The organism is Oceanococcus sp. HetDA_MAG_MS8, assembly GCA_019192445.1.
Lineage (GTDB): Bacteria > Pseudomonadota > Gammaproteobacteria > Nevskiales > Oceanococcaceae > MS8.
Genome location: JAHCMK010000002.1, coordinates 587,903 through 604,326 on the forward strand (window position 1 = coordinate 587,903; position 16,424 = coordinate 604,326).

Consider the following 16,424-nt stretch of genomic DNA (forward strand, 5'->3'; position numbering starts at 1 on the left):
AGGTGTAAGTACACACTTGCCACCGTGATCTCTCAATCAAAGCAAACTTCAGCGACGACGCTAAAACTTCCACCTGATAAACCAAGCCCCGGATGTAGGGCGGAAGACTCATTGGTCAAACAATTGGGACGACCTACCACCACGGGAACAAACGTGGCCGGGTTACCGGCACCGGCAACAAACACGCCTCCGCCCGCCCTGCAAATCGTAGAAACAAGAACTACGGGCTGATCACTAGCTGAATAACATACTCCCACAGCAAGTGGAGCGGCCAATGCGCCAACATCTTGTGTGACGCCTACTGCCACCGCAAACATGCAAGAAGAGTAAAGTTCTGGTTCGGCAAGATAACTCGTACAGTCGGACTCTGCTCTAGCGTCTATGTTAAGTTTCGGTTGACCGGTGCCGGTGTCGGGCGCATTTTGGTACTGCGCATTGATGACGCTGCCTGCCAGATATATCGCCGTCGAGGTAAGCGACGTAATCGTATCGCCGGTAGGTACTAGCCTAGGCGCGGACGAGCTGCGCATGGGCATTGGGATTTGGCTCTGAGCGCACTGCATAGCCTTGTTGGGGTCATCGGCGTGCACCGCGACGCACTGATCAATGATGAAGGCTGAGGTGGGGTCGACAAGGGCCTTTGCCTCCTCCCAAGTCATGTCCACTGGGTCGGCGAGCGCGGCGGTGCTCGCGAAAATTAAGCCCAAAGTAAGGCGAGTAAAACGAAACATTAAAAATCTCCAGTCAAAAGCTGGGCTTTTCAACCACGCGAGCCCTCCACAGTCGCGCAAGCTGGAGATCGAAGACGCCAAGCATTATTGCTTGCTTTTAGGCAGGCTCCGTAGGGTGGCACTCATGCTGTTGTGAGGCCCTTATATTGTTCTCCAGCCTTAGGTTTCCCTAGGTCTGGCATCTACGCTGCTTTAACTAAAACTAGAAGTCAAGGGCGTAACAAAAGATTCACGCCTTCCCTTGCCTTCTTAATTCATTGCTCAAAGCTTTAAGCGTCGGAGTAGAAAGGTGACCTAAGCCACGCTGTAATGGGAGTTTTTTTAGCGTGTTGCTAAGAAGGCCGGGTGCCGACCAGCCTAAGCTTGAGGCGGGATGACAACGCTCGACAGCTTATTTGCATATTTGGGCTAGGGGCGTTTACTACGCGCACAAAAAAGCCCGGTAAAAACCGGGCCTTGTATCTTTTGCGGTAACCCAGAGGTCACCCTGAGATTGCGCTCGGCTTAGGCCGCTTCGCGGCTGGACTCCACGGCTTGCGGGGTCCACACCGGCATCACTTTGCTCCAATCTTTGTTGAAGGCGTCGGTGATGATGGCGTCGCGACGCAGCTTGTCGTATTCGGCCACCTTCTCGCCTTCTTCGGCGCTGATGATGCCCTTTTCGACGCAGGCTTTGATCTGCTCTTCCACGGTGAAGCACAGCGGCGCAGCACCCTTGGCCACAGCCTTGTAGAACTTCAGGTACACCGGCTCAATTTCGATGAGGGTGTTGAAGGCGTGCTCCATGCGGCCGGTGGCGTCGTTGGGATCGCTGTTGATGTAGCACTCTTGCGTCAGCCGGTCGCGCAGGGCGCTGGGCTGCAGCATGTGCGTGGCGATCTTGCCGCCGATGCGGTCGGAGACTGGCTTGTAGGACCGACCCAGCGGGAAGGCCATGAAGCGCAGGAAGCTGCCAATGGCTTTGGCCGGGAAGTTGGAGTAGAACTCGTCGAAGGCCTTGTTGATTTCGAAGAGAGCGTCATCCATGACCCACTGCACATAGGGCAGGTCTTCGGCTACGGCACCGTTGTCGTGGTAGTACTTCAGCGTGGCAGAGGCCATGTACAACTGGCTGAGTACATCGCCCAGACGCGCCGACAAACGCTCTTTACGCTTGAGTTCGCCACCGAGCACACCCATGGTGACATCGGAGGTGAAGGCCAGCGCCGAGCTCATGCGCTCCAGCTGTTTGAAGTACTTGGCCGTGGGGCCTTTGACCGGGCTGGTGCCCAGAGCGCCGCCGGTAAGGCCCAGCGTCAGTGCACGTACACCGCGGTTGACGGAGAAGCCGACGTGGCCCCAAAGCAGTTGGTCGAATTCCACCAGGTCATCGTTACGTGCGGCTTCCATTTCTGGGAACACGTAAGGATGGCAGCGGATAGCGCCCTGACCAAAGATCATCAGGTTCCGGGTCAGGATGTTGGCCCCTTCCACGGTGATGGCAATAGGGATGGAGCGGTAGCCGGCACCCAGGTAGTTGCGCGGGCCATCCATCACACCCCGGCCGCCGTGGACGTCCATGGCGTCGGTCATGATGGTGCGCATCATTTGGGTCATGTGGTACTTGGCCATGGCCGTAACCACCGAGGGGCTGCAGTTATCGACTGCAGAGGCGGTGAGACCCCGCATAGCTTCCAGCTTGTAGGTCAAGCCGGCAATCCGTGCGGTGGCTTCTTGCACACCTTCAAACTGGCCCACCGAAGTCTTGAACTGACGACGGATGCGGCCAAAGGTACCGGTGTAGCGGTAGGCCATTTTGCCCGCAGCAGCCGACAGGGCTGGCAGCGAGATACCGCGACCCGCGGAGAGGCACTCCACCAGCATGCGCCAGCCTTTACCGGCTTTCTCACGACCACCAATGATGTAGTCCAGCGGCACGAACACGTCTTTGCCGTTGATGGGGCCGTTCATGAATGGTGTTTCAGCTGGACGGTGGCGGCGGCCAATTTCGATACCCGGATGGGTGGCGGGTAGCAGCAAGCAGGTGATGCCGTATTCCACCTTGTCTTTGTCGCCCAGCAGACCATCGGGGTCGTACATTTTCACGGCCAGTCCAATCACGTCTGCGATGGGGGCCAAGGTGATCCAACGTTTGGAGAAGTTCAGCTTCAGGCCTAGCACTTCTTCACCGTTATGTTCGCCTTTGCACACCACGGCGGTGTCTGGGATGGCACCAGCGTCCGAACCCGCTTCCGGGCCGGTGAGGCCGAAGCAAGGGATGAATTCACCGCTGGCCAGCTTGGGCAGGATGTCTTTCTTCTGCTGCTCGGTGCCGTAGTGCATCAGCAGCTCGCCGGGGCCGAGAGAGTTCGGCACCATCACGGTTACCGCACCCACAATGGAGCGGGTAGCCAGTTTGGTGACAACAACGCTTTGCGCATAGGCAGAGAAGCCCAGACCGCCCCATTCCTTGGAAATGAGCATGGCGAAGAAGCGTTTCTCGCGCATGTAATCCCAGACTTCCTTGGGCAGGTCTTTGTCTTCCATGACCTTCCACTCGTCCATCATCTTGCAGAGTTCTTCGCACTCGTTATCGATGAAGGATTGTTCTTCGGCAGTGAGCTCGGTGAGCTTGAAGCTCATGAGCTTGTTCCAGTCGGGCTTGCCGCGGAACATCTCGCCTTCCCACCACACATCACCCGCTTCCAGCGCTTCGCGCTCGGTGGAGGTCATGTCGGGGAGTACGGCCTTGAAGCCCTTGAAGATGGGCTTGGTGACCACAGCACGACGCACGGCCGTGATGTTGAACAGGGCGGCCAGCGGCAGGAAAATGGCCAGGGCCACGGTCAAGCCTGTGCTGCCCATGGCTCCGACCTGGTTTAGGCCCACAAAATAGGCCAGGAAGGCCGCTGTCCAAATCCACAGCTTGGCGCCTTTGTAAGCCAAGGCCCAGAACAGGGCGAGGCCGGCGAGCAGAGAGAGTGTTGTCGTCATGGAAATGACTCCTGTGTGTTTTCTCGGGGGAGAAAGGGATCAGCCCGCTTTGCGAACCGGTTCTAAAACCGGTTGCCGCGGAACCAAAGTGTTGATGCACAGCCGCAGGTATTCCTGCATATCCGAACCCTGTGGCAATGCATCGGGGTTATCACGCGCTAGCTGCAGGCCGCCCACAAATGTGGAATAGGCGAAGGTGGCCCAGCGTCGCGCTTCTTCTGGAGCTTGCCCGAGCGCGATATAGCAATCTCGGACAAATTCCAGCCGACGTTTGGTGACACGACGGATGAATTCACCAATGACGGGGTCGTCACTGGCCGCTGCCAACGCCAACATTAAACGGCCGGTGCGTGAGGACGTCGTGGCCTCGCGGAACACGGCGTTCAGGCGCTTACGAGGATCGTCGATCGTTTGTGCTAACGCGAAGATGTCATCGGTTTCGCTTTTTTCCCAGAGCGCCAAGGCAGCCTGAATGAGGGCCTGACGGCTGCGGAAGTGCCAGTAGAAGCTGCCTTTGGTCACATTCAGCTCACGCGCCAACGACTCCACGGACACAGCAGCCAATCCTCCACGCGCAATGGCGTCGAGTGCGGCGGCGGCCCAGTCGTCAGCGGTGAGGTTGGCTTGCTTCATTCATCCATACGCTTGCGTATTGTGCGAGGCAACATACCACTGCGTATGGAGGGCCGTCAAGCCGGAATTTGTGTTGCGCAGCCGGCCAATCCCCAGCGTCAAAAAGGTCGTCAACGAATTTGCTACCAAGGTCTGACGATCTTTTGACTCAGGTCAATTTGACCTTCGCGCTTGGGCTCTAGCCTGTAGCTGCACTTGAACAACAAACACTGGGAAGGACCCAAACATGAACATGCGCAATCGCTCCACTCTGACCGCTGCTGTGCTCGGCCTCAGCAGTTTGACTGCCCCCGCATGGGCCTATGAGGCTGGTGACTGGATTGTGCGTGGCGGCTTAGCAGGAGTCTTTCCTCAGGACTCCAGCAGTGAGGTGGGCCCATTTCCCGACAGTGGCGTCAGTGTTGATAACGGCTACGGTGTTGGCATTTCCTTGAGCTACATGATGAGCTCTTCCTTCGCCGTGGAATTACTCGGCGCTCTGCCATTCAGTCACGACATTCAGGCCGAAGGCAGTTTGTCGGACTTCGGCCAAATTGGTGAAACCAAGCACCTGCCGCCAACTCTGCTCGCCAACTATTACCTGCCTAAGTTGGCAAACGGCACGATTCAGCCTTATGCCGGTGTGGGCTTTAACTACACCTTGTTCTTCGATGAAGACACTACCGATTCTTTGAACCCAGCTATTGGTGAATACGATCTGGAGTTGGAAGACTCCACCGGTATCGCCCTGCAACTCGGCGCCGACTTTGATGTGGGTAACGATATTCAGTTCAACATTGGTATGTGGTGGATCGATATTGATACCACCGGCACGGTGAGCTTCGAGGGTGATCCGGCTGATCCCAGCGACGATGGCACGGCCACCGTCGACGTGGATATCGACCCCATCGTTCTCATGATTGGCTTCGCCAAGCGCTTTTAACACCCCTTTCTCCCCAAGATGGGCTGATCTCCTCGCAGCCCTCCCCTCCAGAGCTGGCTGAGGCCAGCTCTTTTTTTGTCCGCAGATGTAGCATGCTCTGGGTACGCGGCAACAGGGAGGGGCATAAGGGATGGCGATGGAACTGGCAGACTGGGTCGGACTACTCAGTACGCTATTTATATTGGCGGTTGTGCCCGGATCTACCGATGCGGTGATAGTGGCGCGCAGTTTGCAGTCCGGCTCCAAGGCTGGGCTGGCCATGGTTTTGGGCGTAGTCGTAGCCGATTTGGTGTTCGTACTCATTGCCGTATTCAGCCTGCAGTTGTTGCTGAATACCCTCGGGCCCCTCTTCCTGCTCGTACGGCTGGGCATGGCGGTGTGGTTGGCGCACATGGGTTGGCTTATCTGGCGCAGCCGAGGCCAGCCCCCCAGTGTTCAGCTCCAGGCCAATGCGCGCAATGACTTTTTCCGCGGTTTTTTTCTCACTCTGGCTGACCCTAAGGCCATTGTGTTTTACATGGGGCTGTTGCCGGCCTTTATGTCTTTATCGCCACTGTATCTGCCCGACTTGGTGGGGTTGTTGCTGGCGGTCACCGTGGGTGTGGGCACCGTGAAGGCTCTGTATGTGCTGTTGGCGACACAGGCGCGCCATTGGTTGGGGCATGGTCAGGGGCTGAGCCTGATGCAAAGTGTGAGCGCCATCGTAGTTTGGGCCTGCGCCGTGTTGTTGCTGCTGCGTCCGGCTTTGTGAGCAGCCAGCTTTACAGATTAACGGCGAACTTCGGAGCCTCCATCGTGCGCGGCGTGGGCTGAGATGACTGCCTGAGTTGGACATGATGTCGCTGTTACAAGCTGCTACATTCCCTACCATGAATCGGCAAGTTCCCCTGCGCTGGGCTCTACTCGCAGCCCTCATAATGGTCGCGGGCGTTGTTGCGGCTGAAGACACCCCTGCTGGTGCTCCAACGCCACAGCCCCTACCTTGTAGCCAAGACGAATACCGCCAATTCGATTTTTGGCTGGGCCGCTGGGAGGTTCGTAACCCTCAAGGAAAGGTGGTGGGTTACAACCGCGTGGCTAAGGACTATGACGATTGCGTCATTCGGGAAGCGTACCGTGGCAAGAGTGGGTACAGAGGTGAAAGCCTGAATACCTATGACCTCGGTCGCAATTTATGGACTCAAACCTGGGTGGACAACCAAGGAACGCTATTGCGCTTGCAGGGGCAGTGGGAAGCGAATGCGATGCGCTTAGCGGGGCAGGTCGTGAACGAGTCTGGCGTCCAAGACCATCGCATCCGTTGGACCCCGCTGCCCGACGGTGGTGTGCGCCAGCTCTGGGAGCGGCGTCCGGCAGATCAACCCCAAGGTGAGTGGACGATCGTTTTTGACGGCTGGTACCGCAAGGTTTCCGCCATGCCCAGCGGGCAGTCCTTCTAATGCAGTTGGACACCTGGGTTCCCGTCGTTGAGGGACGCTATCTGGGGCATTGGTGCCGGGTGGAGGCTGATCCCGAGGGTGATGGGTTTTGTGTGATGGTGCGGCGCCAGCCCAACGAGACAGCAGAGCTGCGGTTTTCCGACTGGTTGCCAAGTTTCGAGGCCCTGCATACCGCTCTGCGTGACTATGACTGGGACGTTGATTGGCAGGCGGCAATCAAACCCTAAGCCGACGTCGATGGGCTAAGGCAGCAGCCATGCTCCCAGCAGCAAACTCAATGTGGCGCCGGCTGTGGCAATCAGACGAAGCTGCCAGTAACGCCGATTGATTCTCCCCATGCGCAGGCTTTGGCGGTCCAGTGCCAGCAGGCTGACTAAGGCGAAAGCGATGACCACAGCGTACTGCGCTGCGGGGAGTAGGCTGGCCGGAAGCAGAATCAACACCGGCAGCGTGGTGAGCAGCAAAACGCCGCCGGCTGCTGGGTTGCGAACCCGGTCCATCCAATGCGTACCACTCATAAACGCGAGAATGAGTCCTGCGTAGAGTAGCCACACAGGCTGTGCCCATGTTGCGGCAGGCGTCATGCTCAACGCCAGGCCCAGAAAGAACGGCGCGATACCCGCCAAGGTCCAGATGACGGCGCCCTGACCAGGCCAGGAGGGCATGGCCGCCTGCGCTGCAGGCTGTTGCTGCAGCCAGCTTTGTAACTCCTGTTCTCCACCCAAGAATGTGTCGCCTACAAAGACCATAGGCAATGTGGTCCAGCGATGCTGATCTTGCATGTCATGAAAAGCACTGCGATTGGCAGCCGAGCCCATACTCAAAGTGATGCGCTCCACGGGTAGCTCATGTTGCTTTGCCAACTCTTCAATGCCCCGAATATCGGTGAGCTTGCTGGTGTACACACGGATAGGCGATTGGCTCATCGTCGGGCTGATCCTTACTGTGTCTGGGGCGGATTCGGTCTGGCTGCTGTCGCGGCAGGCTGTGCTTGCCCTGGCAGCATGCCACATTGCCGCAGGGCGGTTTGCCATAGCTTGACATGCTCGCCAGCCACATCATCGAGGCGCTCATCCCAATCATTGCCAGGCTGCCAATACCCTCGGTAGTAGTCCATGGCCGTTACAGCTAACACTGGCTCCAGAGCTTGGAATAGGCTCTGAAACACTGTATTCATGGCAGCTTTTGTACGGCTGAGCTCGCTCCACAGCGGTTGGACCTGACCCAAATAAAATTTCCGGAAAATGGTTTGCATTACCTCGGCGCGTTTGGGCTGCAGGCCTTGGATGCATAAAGGCTGCACTTCCAAGAACGCACGCAGCGCTTGGTTGCTGCGCTGTAGTCCAAGACCTAACTGTGCTTGCTGCGCCAAAATGGCGCCGCCAGCTTGGGACTCAGACAAACTATGGAGTACCGTCTCCAGCTGGCGAGCCGGTGGCGGCTGCCCCTCAAGAGACTTTTGCACCATTTCGCTCAGTTGCTCTAGAGCCTGACGTCCGGCCTGAGGAAAACTCCGGCGTAGCTGCTGCAGGCTAAGAAAATCTCGCATTTCTTCGCTGCCCAGGCTGGCCTGGAAGACATAACGTGGCCAATTGGCTTGTTTGCGTTGGAGCAGCGTGGCGACCTCATCAGTCTCGGACTCCTCCACTTTCTGGACGCAATCTGCAAGCTCCTGAATGCCGGCCCATTCAGGCCTGAGTCGCTGCGAGGCCGCCTGCACCCGCGCCAAGGTGGAGTTGCGTTCCGCCAGCCGGTTGGTCATGCCGCAGTCCAGCAAGGTCAGGGTTTGGGCACTGCTCAAGCGGATATCTTCTGGCTGTTCACCCAGTTCGCGGGGTCGTGGCCAGGCCGGAAGTTCTAGTGAGCCGGTACGTGCTTGGGGTTGTTCCAGAGTGCGCTCTAGACGCTGAGCGTAATCGTCCAAAACCTGCGCCGGCCCTGAGGGTGTACAGCCAAGCAAAGCTACAGACCCCAGCCACACAAAAAAAAGGGCCGCGCTGTGGCGGCCCTCCCAATACTGTTGGTTTCCCCTGAACAGCATCTTATTCGCTAGCTTCGGCTTCCTCACCTTCTACTTCAAGCAATTCCACTTCGAAGATCAAGGTTTCGTTGGGGCCAATCATTGCACCAGCCCCGCGTTCACCGTAGGCCAGCTCTGGCGGAATGAATAATTTGGCTTTGCCGCCGGGCTTCATCAGCTGTAGGCCTTCCGTCCAGCCTTTGATGACGCCATTCAAGCGGAACTTGGCCGGCTGACCACGCTTATAAGAGCTGTCGAATTCAGTGCCGTCCAGCAGCATGCCTTTGTAATGCACGACCACGGTATCGGTGGGCTTAGGAGCGGTTCCTTCTCCCTCGGTGGTGATCATGTATTGCAGACCGGAGTCGGTGACCATCACGCCTTCTTTGCTTTTGTTCTCTTCCAAGAACTCAGCGCCTTCGGTCGAGGCGGCTTCGGCCTTTTGCTCACGCTCGGCATTACGTTCTTCGGCAGCGGCCTTGTACACGCGTGACTTCACTGCGTTCATGTCTTCGGCGCTTAACCGCGGCTCGGCTTCAGCCAAAGCATCTTCCAAACCGGCCATCATGGCAGCAGGTTCGACATCGATGCCGCCCATACCGTTCAGACGTTGGCCAATTTCAAAGCCCGCAGAATAGGAAAACTGGGCTGCATCGCCTTCCAGGTCAACCTCGGCAGGTTGCGCTGGCCCGCCAGGTTGGCAGGCTACTAAACCCAGAGCCAAGGGGAGGAAAAGCAAAGGTGCTTTCATAGAATTGTGTGTCCAATGTTGATGAATTAAGACGCGCCACCTTAACGAAGCGCTTGCAAGCCTGCAACGCAAGGCCGTTGACGCAGATGCGTGCAACCGGGTGGGCGCAATTGCGCCAAAGCCATCTGGACCGCAGTGCGGCGCCAGAGTTCGCTGATGGCTTGCTTAGGCTTCGGCTGCAGACTCCATATGTTGAGGATGCCTGACCAACTGCACAATCACCTGGCTGATATCTGGCCCCAATAAGGCTAAGGCGCCCCGCGCCAGGTCACCCACACCAGGCTGCACACGAATTTGGCTGGGCTCGCCATTGGCGGCATCGCTGATGTCGGCTAGGCCCACCTTAACCAAGGTGTCGAAAAACCCGGCAAGCAGGGCCTTGTCGAAGAACTCTGGAGCATCGCGTCCCGTCAGAATGGCCATTCTTTCAATCATCAGACGACTGGTTTGCTCGAAACGGCTCCGATCTAGGGCTTGGTCCGCTGGCGCTTCGGCCAATAATAATGCGGTCAGTGCGTAGCGCTCCAAAGCCTCGCGGACAATATTTGCCAGGCGAATCAGGCGTGCGTAGGCCGGCTGGTCCGCAGGTGGAGGCGTCAAAGTGCCGTTGGCGTCTTCGCTCAGCAAACCGCAGCTCATCAAAGCATCTACCTGTTTGTGCAGAACAGGCTGCAGCTGTGTTCCGAAATCTTGCAGGTGGAGTTCAGTTTGCAAAAAGGGGTAATAGTCGGCGGCAGCGGTGACCAGCTGCTGACGGTCGCGAGCACGCGGCACCCTAAAGAAGTTGGCTAACAGGGCGGGTATGGCAAATAGGTGCATGACGCTGTTGCGGGTGTAGGTCATCAGCACACCCGCGCGGCCCTGGGCCAGTAATAGATCGCCCCAGGCATGCTCGGCGCGCTCTAGCGGAGCAATGGGCTCATATTGCGCGATGACCGAATCGGCCGGGCTATCCACCATCACCATGGTGTCGCTGTAGGGGGCCGTGCGTTGCAAAGCGCGAAAAGCATCAATTTGTTCTGCGAGGTCCTGCCGGCCAATGGCGCGTTGCGGAGTGGTCAGCAAGCTCAGGGCACAAAGACCGCCACTGGTCAGCACCCCCGCATTGTTGATGTTTTGCATGATGGTGCTGGCCAGGTCCGATACCCCGGCTGCGAAATCTGGCCGTTGCCCCTCAGCCTGTCGGCGCCATTGCGGTTGCTGGCTGTCAATCCATTCACCCAGCTCTACAGGCTCGCCAAAAGACACATGCGCTTGACCATATTTGCGCGAGAGGATGCGACTGGCCTTGGCCAACTCCCATACCGACTCCTTAGCCTTGGCGCCGCCACCACGTAGCTCTTTAAAGTACGAGTTCACCTCCATGACTTTGTCATAGCCGAGGTAGACCGGGATGATGGTGAGAGGCTTATCAGGGCTGCGCAGCCAACTTTCGCTGAGCATGGCCAGCATCCCTGTTTTGGCGCTGAGCAAACGGCCGGTGCGGGAACGTCCGCCTTCGGGATAAAAGGAAATCGGATAGCCCCGGCTCACCAGAACATCTAAATAGGCTCGGAATACCGCCGAATAGAGTTTGTTGCCTTTGAAGCTGCGGCGGAGGAAGAAGGCTCCACCACGACGCAAAATGGGGCCCATAGGCCAGAAGTTGAGATTGATGCCAGCTGCAATATGCGGCGGCACTAATCCTTCTTTATAAAGCACATAGGACAGCAGCAAGTAGTCCATATGGCTACGGTGCGAAGCCATGTACAGCACCCCACCGCGGCTGGCAGCCTCGCGCGCTCTTTGAATGCGGTGTACTTCAACCCCATCGTAAACACGGTTCCACACCCAGCCCAAGATGATTTCCAATACGCGCAAAGTGGTGGTGGAATAGTCGGCGGCTAGCTCCAGCACCATTCGCCGGGCGCGCCCACGCATGTCTGCAAGAGGTTTGCCTTCGGCTTGCGCCAACTCCGCCATGGTTCGCCGCACTTCTTCGTTGGCTAAAACCGCGCGAATGGTTTGACTGCTGGTGGATAAGCTGGGGCCTAAGGTGGCGATGCGGGCGCGACGGAAGTGCACGCGGAAAATGCGCACCATCTTGCGGGCGACGCGGGTGTACTCCTCTTGTTCTGGCACCAATTCCCGGAGTCGGGCGGGCTGCCCGAAGTAGGTGACGATGTTGCGCCCATTGGCCAGGATGATCAGCCCTTTGCGCAGGTAGCCTGGGGCCTCGGCATGGCTAAACAGCAGCCTAAACAGCGAGGTTTCTGCACCCGGATCACGGCCCCAGAACACCGATACAGGTACCAGTTGTAGGTCTTGGTCTGGGTTGGCAATTAGCTCTTTGAAGAGCGCCATCAAGGTAGGGTCGCGGTCCATTACCGCCGGCAAATACAGCACCGCGGCTTCCCCCGGCGCGGGCAGGTCCTTGGCCCGCCTGACTTGGGGTAATCCCGCCAGCCGCAGAGCTTTCTGCAATACCCAATTGTCTACAAAGGACCGGCTGGGCAGCACGTAGACCACGGGTAAGGCGGGATCTAATTGCAAGGACTGCGCAGTATCCGAAGGAGCCAGATTAATCCGCACCCACCAGCTCAGGGGCGTCTTCAGCCAGAATGTCAGCAGCCAGATCAAACGTCTGAGCATTTTGCCCCTACCTCCATACGTCGTAGCCCATCAGTTTATCGTGTCTGCTTATGTCTACTGAGTCTGTACCTGCACCGGGCACTCCGGCTGCCCAACGCGCCCAGCTTCGGGCCCAACTAGACCGCCTTGCCTACGTGCTGGATGAGCTGGTTCATATTCCTGGAACACCGGTACGCGTTGGCTTAGATGCGGTCATTGGCCTGGTCCCTGTCGTGGGTGATTTATTGGGCATGGCCTTGGGTTTGTGGCTGGTCGGCCAGGCTCGCTCCGGCGGCGTTCCTAACGATATTCAGCGGAAGATGTTGCGCAATTTGGTGCTGGAGACCTTGGTCGGCTTCGTGCCCGTGGTGGGCGATGTGTTTGACGTGGCTTACCGCGCGAACAGTCGCAATCGTGATTTGGTCGCCACGTGGCTGGAGCAACAAGAGCCGATGCCCCCGCGCCGCCGTCCTTGGCGGGTTTGGGCGCTGTTAATCGTCATCCTTGCATTGGCGGCGTATTCGTTCCGTCATTTATTCGCCGGATAATGCGCACCATGCTGCAAAAAATGACACACGCCGCCATCCCTATTTGTATAGCCATGGCGGTTTCCAGCTGTTCAATTACAGGCGGCCTGGCTCGTGACATGGAGCGCTCGCTACTGTCGCAGTCGGATCCTCAGCTCGTCGCTGAGGCTATGCCGATGCTCCTGGTGACCTTGGACGCACTGGCCCAGGACAATCCGACGATGCAGCGTCGCTCGGGTGAGCTCCGAAGCACCTATGCCAGCCAGTTCATCAGCGATGCTCAGCGCCAAAAACTGCATGCAGAGCAGGCTTTTGCGGATGTACGTGCAGGTTTATGTGCCAAACAGGCCAGATTGTGCGCAGCCTTAGCGCAACCACCGGCGGAGTTTGAAGCCGTGGTGGCCGAGTCCAAACAGATTGATTGGTTATTCGCTTTAGCCTCGGTCTGGGCGACGCGGATTCAAGTGGACGCTGGGAATTGGCAACGCTTAGCGGAGTTGCCCAAGGTGCGGGCCCTAATGCAGCGGGTGATTGCATTGCAGCCGGATTATGCTGACGGCCAAGCCCTGGCCACCCTGGGAGTGATGGCCGCGCTACTACCACCGAGCCTGGGCGGACAGCCGCAGCAGGCGCGGGACTATTTTGCGCAGGCCTATGCGGCCAGCGACGAGCACAATCTGTTGTACAAGGTCTTCGACGCGGAGTACGTGGCTTGGCCACAACTGGACCAACAGAGCTTTGACGCCACCATCGACACTGTGCTGAATGCAGATGCCGCGCAATGGCCGGCACAGTGGCGATTGACTAACAGCCTGGCCCAGCAGAGGGCGCAAGAACTCAAGGACAAAGCAAATGATTGGTTTTAAGCAAGGCTTTGCCAAGGGCTTACTCGGTGTCGCATTAGCATTCGGAAGCGGGTCCGGCTTGGCGCAATCGACAACGCTGAAGATTGCGACTCTGGCACCGGATGGGACAGCCTGGATGCAGACCATGCGCAAGGCTGCGGATACGGTGGCCGAACGCACCCAGGATCGTGTCAAGGTGCGCTTCTATCCTGGCGGTGTGATGGGCAATGACCGCACGGTCTTGCGCAAAATCCGTATTGGGCAGCTCCACGGTGCCGCCTTCACCGGCGGGGAACTCGGCATGGAGGTGCTGGAGTTCAACGTGTATTCCGTGCCGTTTTTGTTCCGCGACCAAGATGAGGTCGATGCGGTCCGCGCCGAGTTCGATAGGCGTATGGAAGAGGCTGCGGCGCGCCAAGGCTGGATGACCATGGGAGTGGCAGAGGGCGGCTTTGCGTATTTAATGTCCAGCGCACCCGTGACCGGTGTGGATGACCTCAAGAACCGTAAGGTATGGATTCCGCAGGGTGACCGGGTTGCAGCCAAGGCCTTTGAAGTGGCGGGGGTTCCGACCATCGCCCTGACCATTGCAGAGGTCTATGCCGGGCTACAGACACAGTTGGTGGATACGGTGATCAACACGCCGCAGGGCGCCATTGCACTGCAATGGCATAGCCGGCTAAGCAGCGTGACAGACACTCCCATGAGCTATGTATTCGGCACGATTGCGCTCAGCGAGCGTGCTTTACGCCGGGTGGATGCGGCCGATCGGCAAATACTAGAGGCGGAGTTTCGCAAAGCTATGGCTGCCATTGATGCCGTGAGCCGGGAAGATAACGCCGGCGCGCGCGCCGCTTTGCAATCCCAGGGTATGCAGTTTTTGCCACCGCAGCCCGCTGAATTACAGCGTTGGGAAGCGATTGCCGCGCAAACTGTGGACGAGCTAGACGGGCAAAAAGCGTATGCAGAGGACTTTTTCCGCCAAGTCCAAAGCTTTTTGGACGATTACCGCAGCGCTGCTGCGCCTTAACCGGCCAACATGAAGCCTGCAAAACCCTGGTGGCAGCACCTGGAGGATGGGGTGCTCGGAGCCTTGCTTCTGGCCCTACTGAGCCTGGGGCTGGCCAAGATTGGGATGCGTTGGGCTGGGGCTGGCGGCGCGAATTGGATTGATCCTCTGGCACGAATGATATTGCTTTGGCTAGCTTTATTCGGTGCACTAAGTACCGTCGGTGGTGATCGCCACCTCAACATTCGGTTGCTGCCAGATGCTTTACCAGCGGCCGCAGCTAGAGCGCTCAAGGCCTTGTTGCGCGCAACCAGCATGGGCTTTTGCGCCTTTCTGGCTTGGGTGAGCTGGCGTTTCGTGCGCGATGAATGGGAGTACGGTGGCGATTGGATTGGCGGGCTGCCGCTGGCGGCTCCGTTGGCCGTGATGCCCGTGGTGTTTGCCCTGATGGCTGCCCGATACGCCGCTTTGCTGACGCAGAGCTGGGCCGACGAAGAATCAAGGGAGACGCCACTATGAGCCCGGTTGGCTTCCTGTTGCTGGCTGCCGCTTTGGCTGGCCTCCCCTTATTTGTGGTCATCGGGGCCAGCGCGGCGCTGGGTTATCACAGTGCCGGAATCGATAGTCAGGCCTTAATTATTGAGTTCCAGCGCCTGGCACAAATGCCAGTGCTGCAGGCCATTCCACTGTTTACGGCGGCTGGTTATATTTTGGGTGAGTCCCAAGCACCGCAGCGCCTCGTTCGCTTAACCCAAGCCTTTTTGGGCTGGCTACCGGGTGGCCTGGCCGTGGTTTGCATCGCAGCTTGTGCCTTTTTTACCGCGCTTACCGGTGCCAGTGGCGTCACCATCATCGCCTTAGGCGCACTGTTGTATCCGGCATTACGCAGCGCCGACTACCCTTCAGGCTATGGCTTGGGTTTGCTCACCAGTGCCGGCTCTCTAGGCTTGCTCTTCGCGCCTTCATTGCCTTTGATCCTGTATGGCGTGGTCGCGCAACAGCTGCAGGTGGGACCCGCCTTTTCCATCCAGGACTTGTTCTTGGCCGGAGTCATCCCCGGTCTGTTGATGGTTTTGGTCCTGGGACTACATGCCATGTGGGTGTGCCGCAATCACCCACGGCCCCAGTTTGTGCGGTCTGAGGCATGGGCGGCCTTATGGGCTAGCCGCTGGGACCTGCCATTACCCTTATTGCTTGTGGGGGGAATCTACAGCGGTGCGATTGCGGTATCCGAGGCGGCCTGTTTGGCTTTGTTCTGGGTGCTTCTGACCGAGGTCGTCATCTTGCGCGAGCTGCGCTGGCACCGACTTCCCGCAGTTTTGGCGGAGTCTATGCAACTGGTAGGCGGTATTTTGCTCATCTTGGGCATGTCTTTAGCGTCGACGAATGTGTTGATTGACGCTGGCGTGCCCGAGCAGCTGTTCCGCTGGGTTCAACAACGGGTGGACTCCCCCTGGACCTTCCTGTTGCTGCTCAACGTATTTTTGCTGCTGCTGGGCATGCTCCTCGACATTTTCTCGGCCATCGTTCTCATGGTGCCCTTGCTCTTGCCCATGGCTGTGGCTTATGACATCCACCCGGTCCATTTGGGCATCGTGTTTCTTGCGAACTTGCAGCTGGGTTACTTCACGCCGCCCGTGGGTATGAACTTGTTCATCGCCGCTTGGCGCTTCAATGAGCCGGTGCTGACGGTGGTGAGGGCGTCTTTGCCCTTTTTTGCCTTGCTCGCCTTGTGCGTACTGCTGCTGACATGGTGGCCGCAGTTGAGCCTGATTTTGCTGTAAGTCCCCCAGCTGCGAGTCCTCAGCCCAGCCTCTTGTCAGGCTCGGATTACACAGCGCGTCGGCTTTGCGGCCTTGTTGCCGAGCCGCGCACTAGGGATGATGTCATTGGCCGGTTTCAGCAACGCCTCCCGCTGTGTCGGCTCCCCGGTCGCGCCATGGATGGCGCGGCCGGTTTTGTTT

16 protein-coding genes are annotated in these 16,424 nt (G+C 58.1%); 9 read left to right on the plus strand and 7 right to left on the minus strand.

Features of this window, described 5'->3' with window-relative positions:
* Window positions 1–32: 32 nt before the first annotated feature.
* From KI787_05470 to KI787_05480, 3 genes are all read right to left on the minus strand, one after another.
* Complete coding sequence (locus KI787_05470; protein MBV6629389.1) at window positions 33–731, minus strand: hypothetical protein; 699 nt, start codon at window positions 729–731, stop codon at window positions 33–35.
* Window positions 732–1,235: 504 nt separating this feature from the next.
* On the minus strand, window positions 1,236–3,704 hold the full coding sequence (locus KI787_05475) for an acyl-CoA dehydrogenase (protein MBV6629390.1): 2,469 nt from the start codon (window positions 3,702–3,704) through the stop codon (window positions 1,236–1,238).
* Window positions 3,705–3,743: 39 nt separating this feature from the next.
* On the minus strand, window positions 3,744–4,337 hold the full coding sequence (locus tag KI787_05480) for a TetR/AcrR family transcriptional regulator (GenBank protein ID MBV6629391.1): 594 nt from the start codon (window positions 4,335–4,337) through the stop codon (window positions 3,744–3,746).
* 226 nt (window positions 4,338–4,563) lie between these two features.
* Between KI787_05480 and KI787_05485 the strand changes: the two genes are divergently transcribed.
* From KI787_05485 to KI787_05500, 4 genes are all read left to right on the plus strand, one after another.
* Complete coding sequence (locus KI787_05485) at window positions 4,564–5,259, plus strand: outer membrane beta-barrel protein (GenBank protein ID MBV6629392.1); 696 nt, start codon at window positions 4,564–4,566, stop codon at window positions 5,257–5,259.
* Between the two features lie 130 nt (window positions 5,260–5,389).
* A complete protein-coding gene (locus KI787_05490; GenBank protein MBV6629393.1) occupies window positions 5,390–6,010 on the plus strand; it encodes a LysE family translocator in 621 nt (206 codons plus the stop codon).
* A 118-nt stretch (window positions 6,011–6,128) separates the two neighbouring features.
* Entirely contained in the window at window positions 6,129–6,698 is a 570-nt protein-coding gene (locus KI787_05495; protein MBV6629394.1) for a hypothetical protein, read from the plus strand.
* Window positions 6,698–6,925, plus strand: coding sequence for a hypothetical protein (locus KI787_05500; protein ID MBV6629395.1), 228 nt, complete (start codon window positions 6,698–6,700; stop codon window positions 6,923–6,925). The genes KI787_05495 and KI787_05500 overlap by 1 nt, the downstream gene beginning before the upstream one ends.
* A 15-nt stretch (window positions 6,926–6,940) precedes the next feature.
* On the opposite strand, the gene KI787_05505 is transcribed toward KI787_05500, so the two are convergent.
* The 4 genes from KI787_05505 to plsB all read right to left on the minus strand — a co-directional run bounded on the left by KI787_05505 (window position 6,941) and on the right by plsB (window position 12,100).
* The gene (locus tag KI787_05505) at window positions 6,941–7,624 is read right to left on the minus strand and encodes a DUF3429 domain-containing protein (GenBank protein MBV6629396.1); all 684 of its coding nucleotides are present in this window, start codon (window positions 7,622–7,624) and stop codon (window positions 6,941–6,943) included.
* Between the two features lie 14 nt (window positions 7,625–7,638).
* Window positions 7,639–8,622: a DUF3080 family protein gene (locus KI787_05510; GenBank protein ID MBV6629397.1), complete on the minus strand. Its 984-nt coding sequence runs from the start codon at window positions 8,620–8,622 to the stop codon at window positions 7,639–7,641.
* A gap of 118 nt (window positions 8,623–8,740) precedes the next feature.
* Window positions 8,741–9,469 (minus strand): FKBP-type peptidyl-prolyl cis-trans isomerase, encoded by a 729-nt coding sequence (locus KI787_05515; GenBank protein MBV6629398.1) that lies wholly within the window; start codon window positions 9,467–9,469, stop codon window positions 8,741–8,743.
* Window positions 9,470–9,634: 165 nt separating this feature from the next.
* Entirely contained in the window at window positions 9,635–12,100 is a 2,466-nt protein-coding gene (gene plsB / locus KI787_05520; protein ID MBV6629399.1) for a glycerol-3-phosphate 1-O-acyltransferase PlsB, read from the minus strand.
* Window positions 12,101–12,150: 50 nt separating this feature from the next.
* Here plsB and KI787_05525 point away from each other — a divergent pair, with 50 nt between their 5' ends.
* From KI787_05525 to KI787_05545, 5 genes are all read left to right on the plus strand, one after another.
* Window positions 12,151–12,627: a DUF4112 domain-containing protein gene (locus KI787_05525; protein MBV6629400.1), complete on the plus strand. Its 477-nt coding sequence runs from the start codon at window positions 12,151–12,153 to the stop codon at window positions 12,625–12,627.
* Between the two features lie 98 nt (window positions 12,628–12,725).
* Window positions 12,726–13,472, plus strand: coding sequence for a hypothetical protein (locus KI787_05530; protein ID MBV6629401.1), 747 nt, complete (start codon window positions 12,726–12,728; stop codon window positions 13,470–13,472).
* Window positions 13,459–14,481: a TRAP transporter substrate-binding protein DctP gene (gene dctP / locus KI787_05535; protein MBV6629402.1), complete on the plus strand. Its 1,023-nt coding sequence runs from the start codon at window positions 13,459–13,461 to the stop codon at window positions 14,479–14,481. Before KI787_05530 ends, dctP begins: the two co-directional genes overlap by 14 nt.
* 9 nt (window positions 14,482–14,490) lie before the next feature.
* Window positions 14,491–14,979, plus strand: a complete 489-nt coding sequence (locus KI787_05540; protein ID MBV6629403.1) for a TRAP transporter small permease — start codon at window positions 14,491–14,493, stop codon at window positions 14,977–14,979.
* The gene (locus KI787_05545) at window positions 14,976–16,244 is read left to right on the plus strand and encodes a TRAP transporter large permease subunit (GenBank protein ID MBV6629404.1); all 1,269 of its coding nucleotides are present in this window, start codon (window positions 14,976–14,978) and stop codon (window positions 16,242–16,244) included. Before KI787_05540 ends, KI787_05545 begins: the two co-directional genes overlap by 4 nt.
* Window positions 16,245–16,424: the final 180 nt, after the last annotated feature.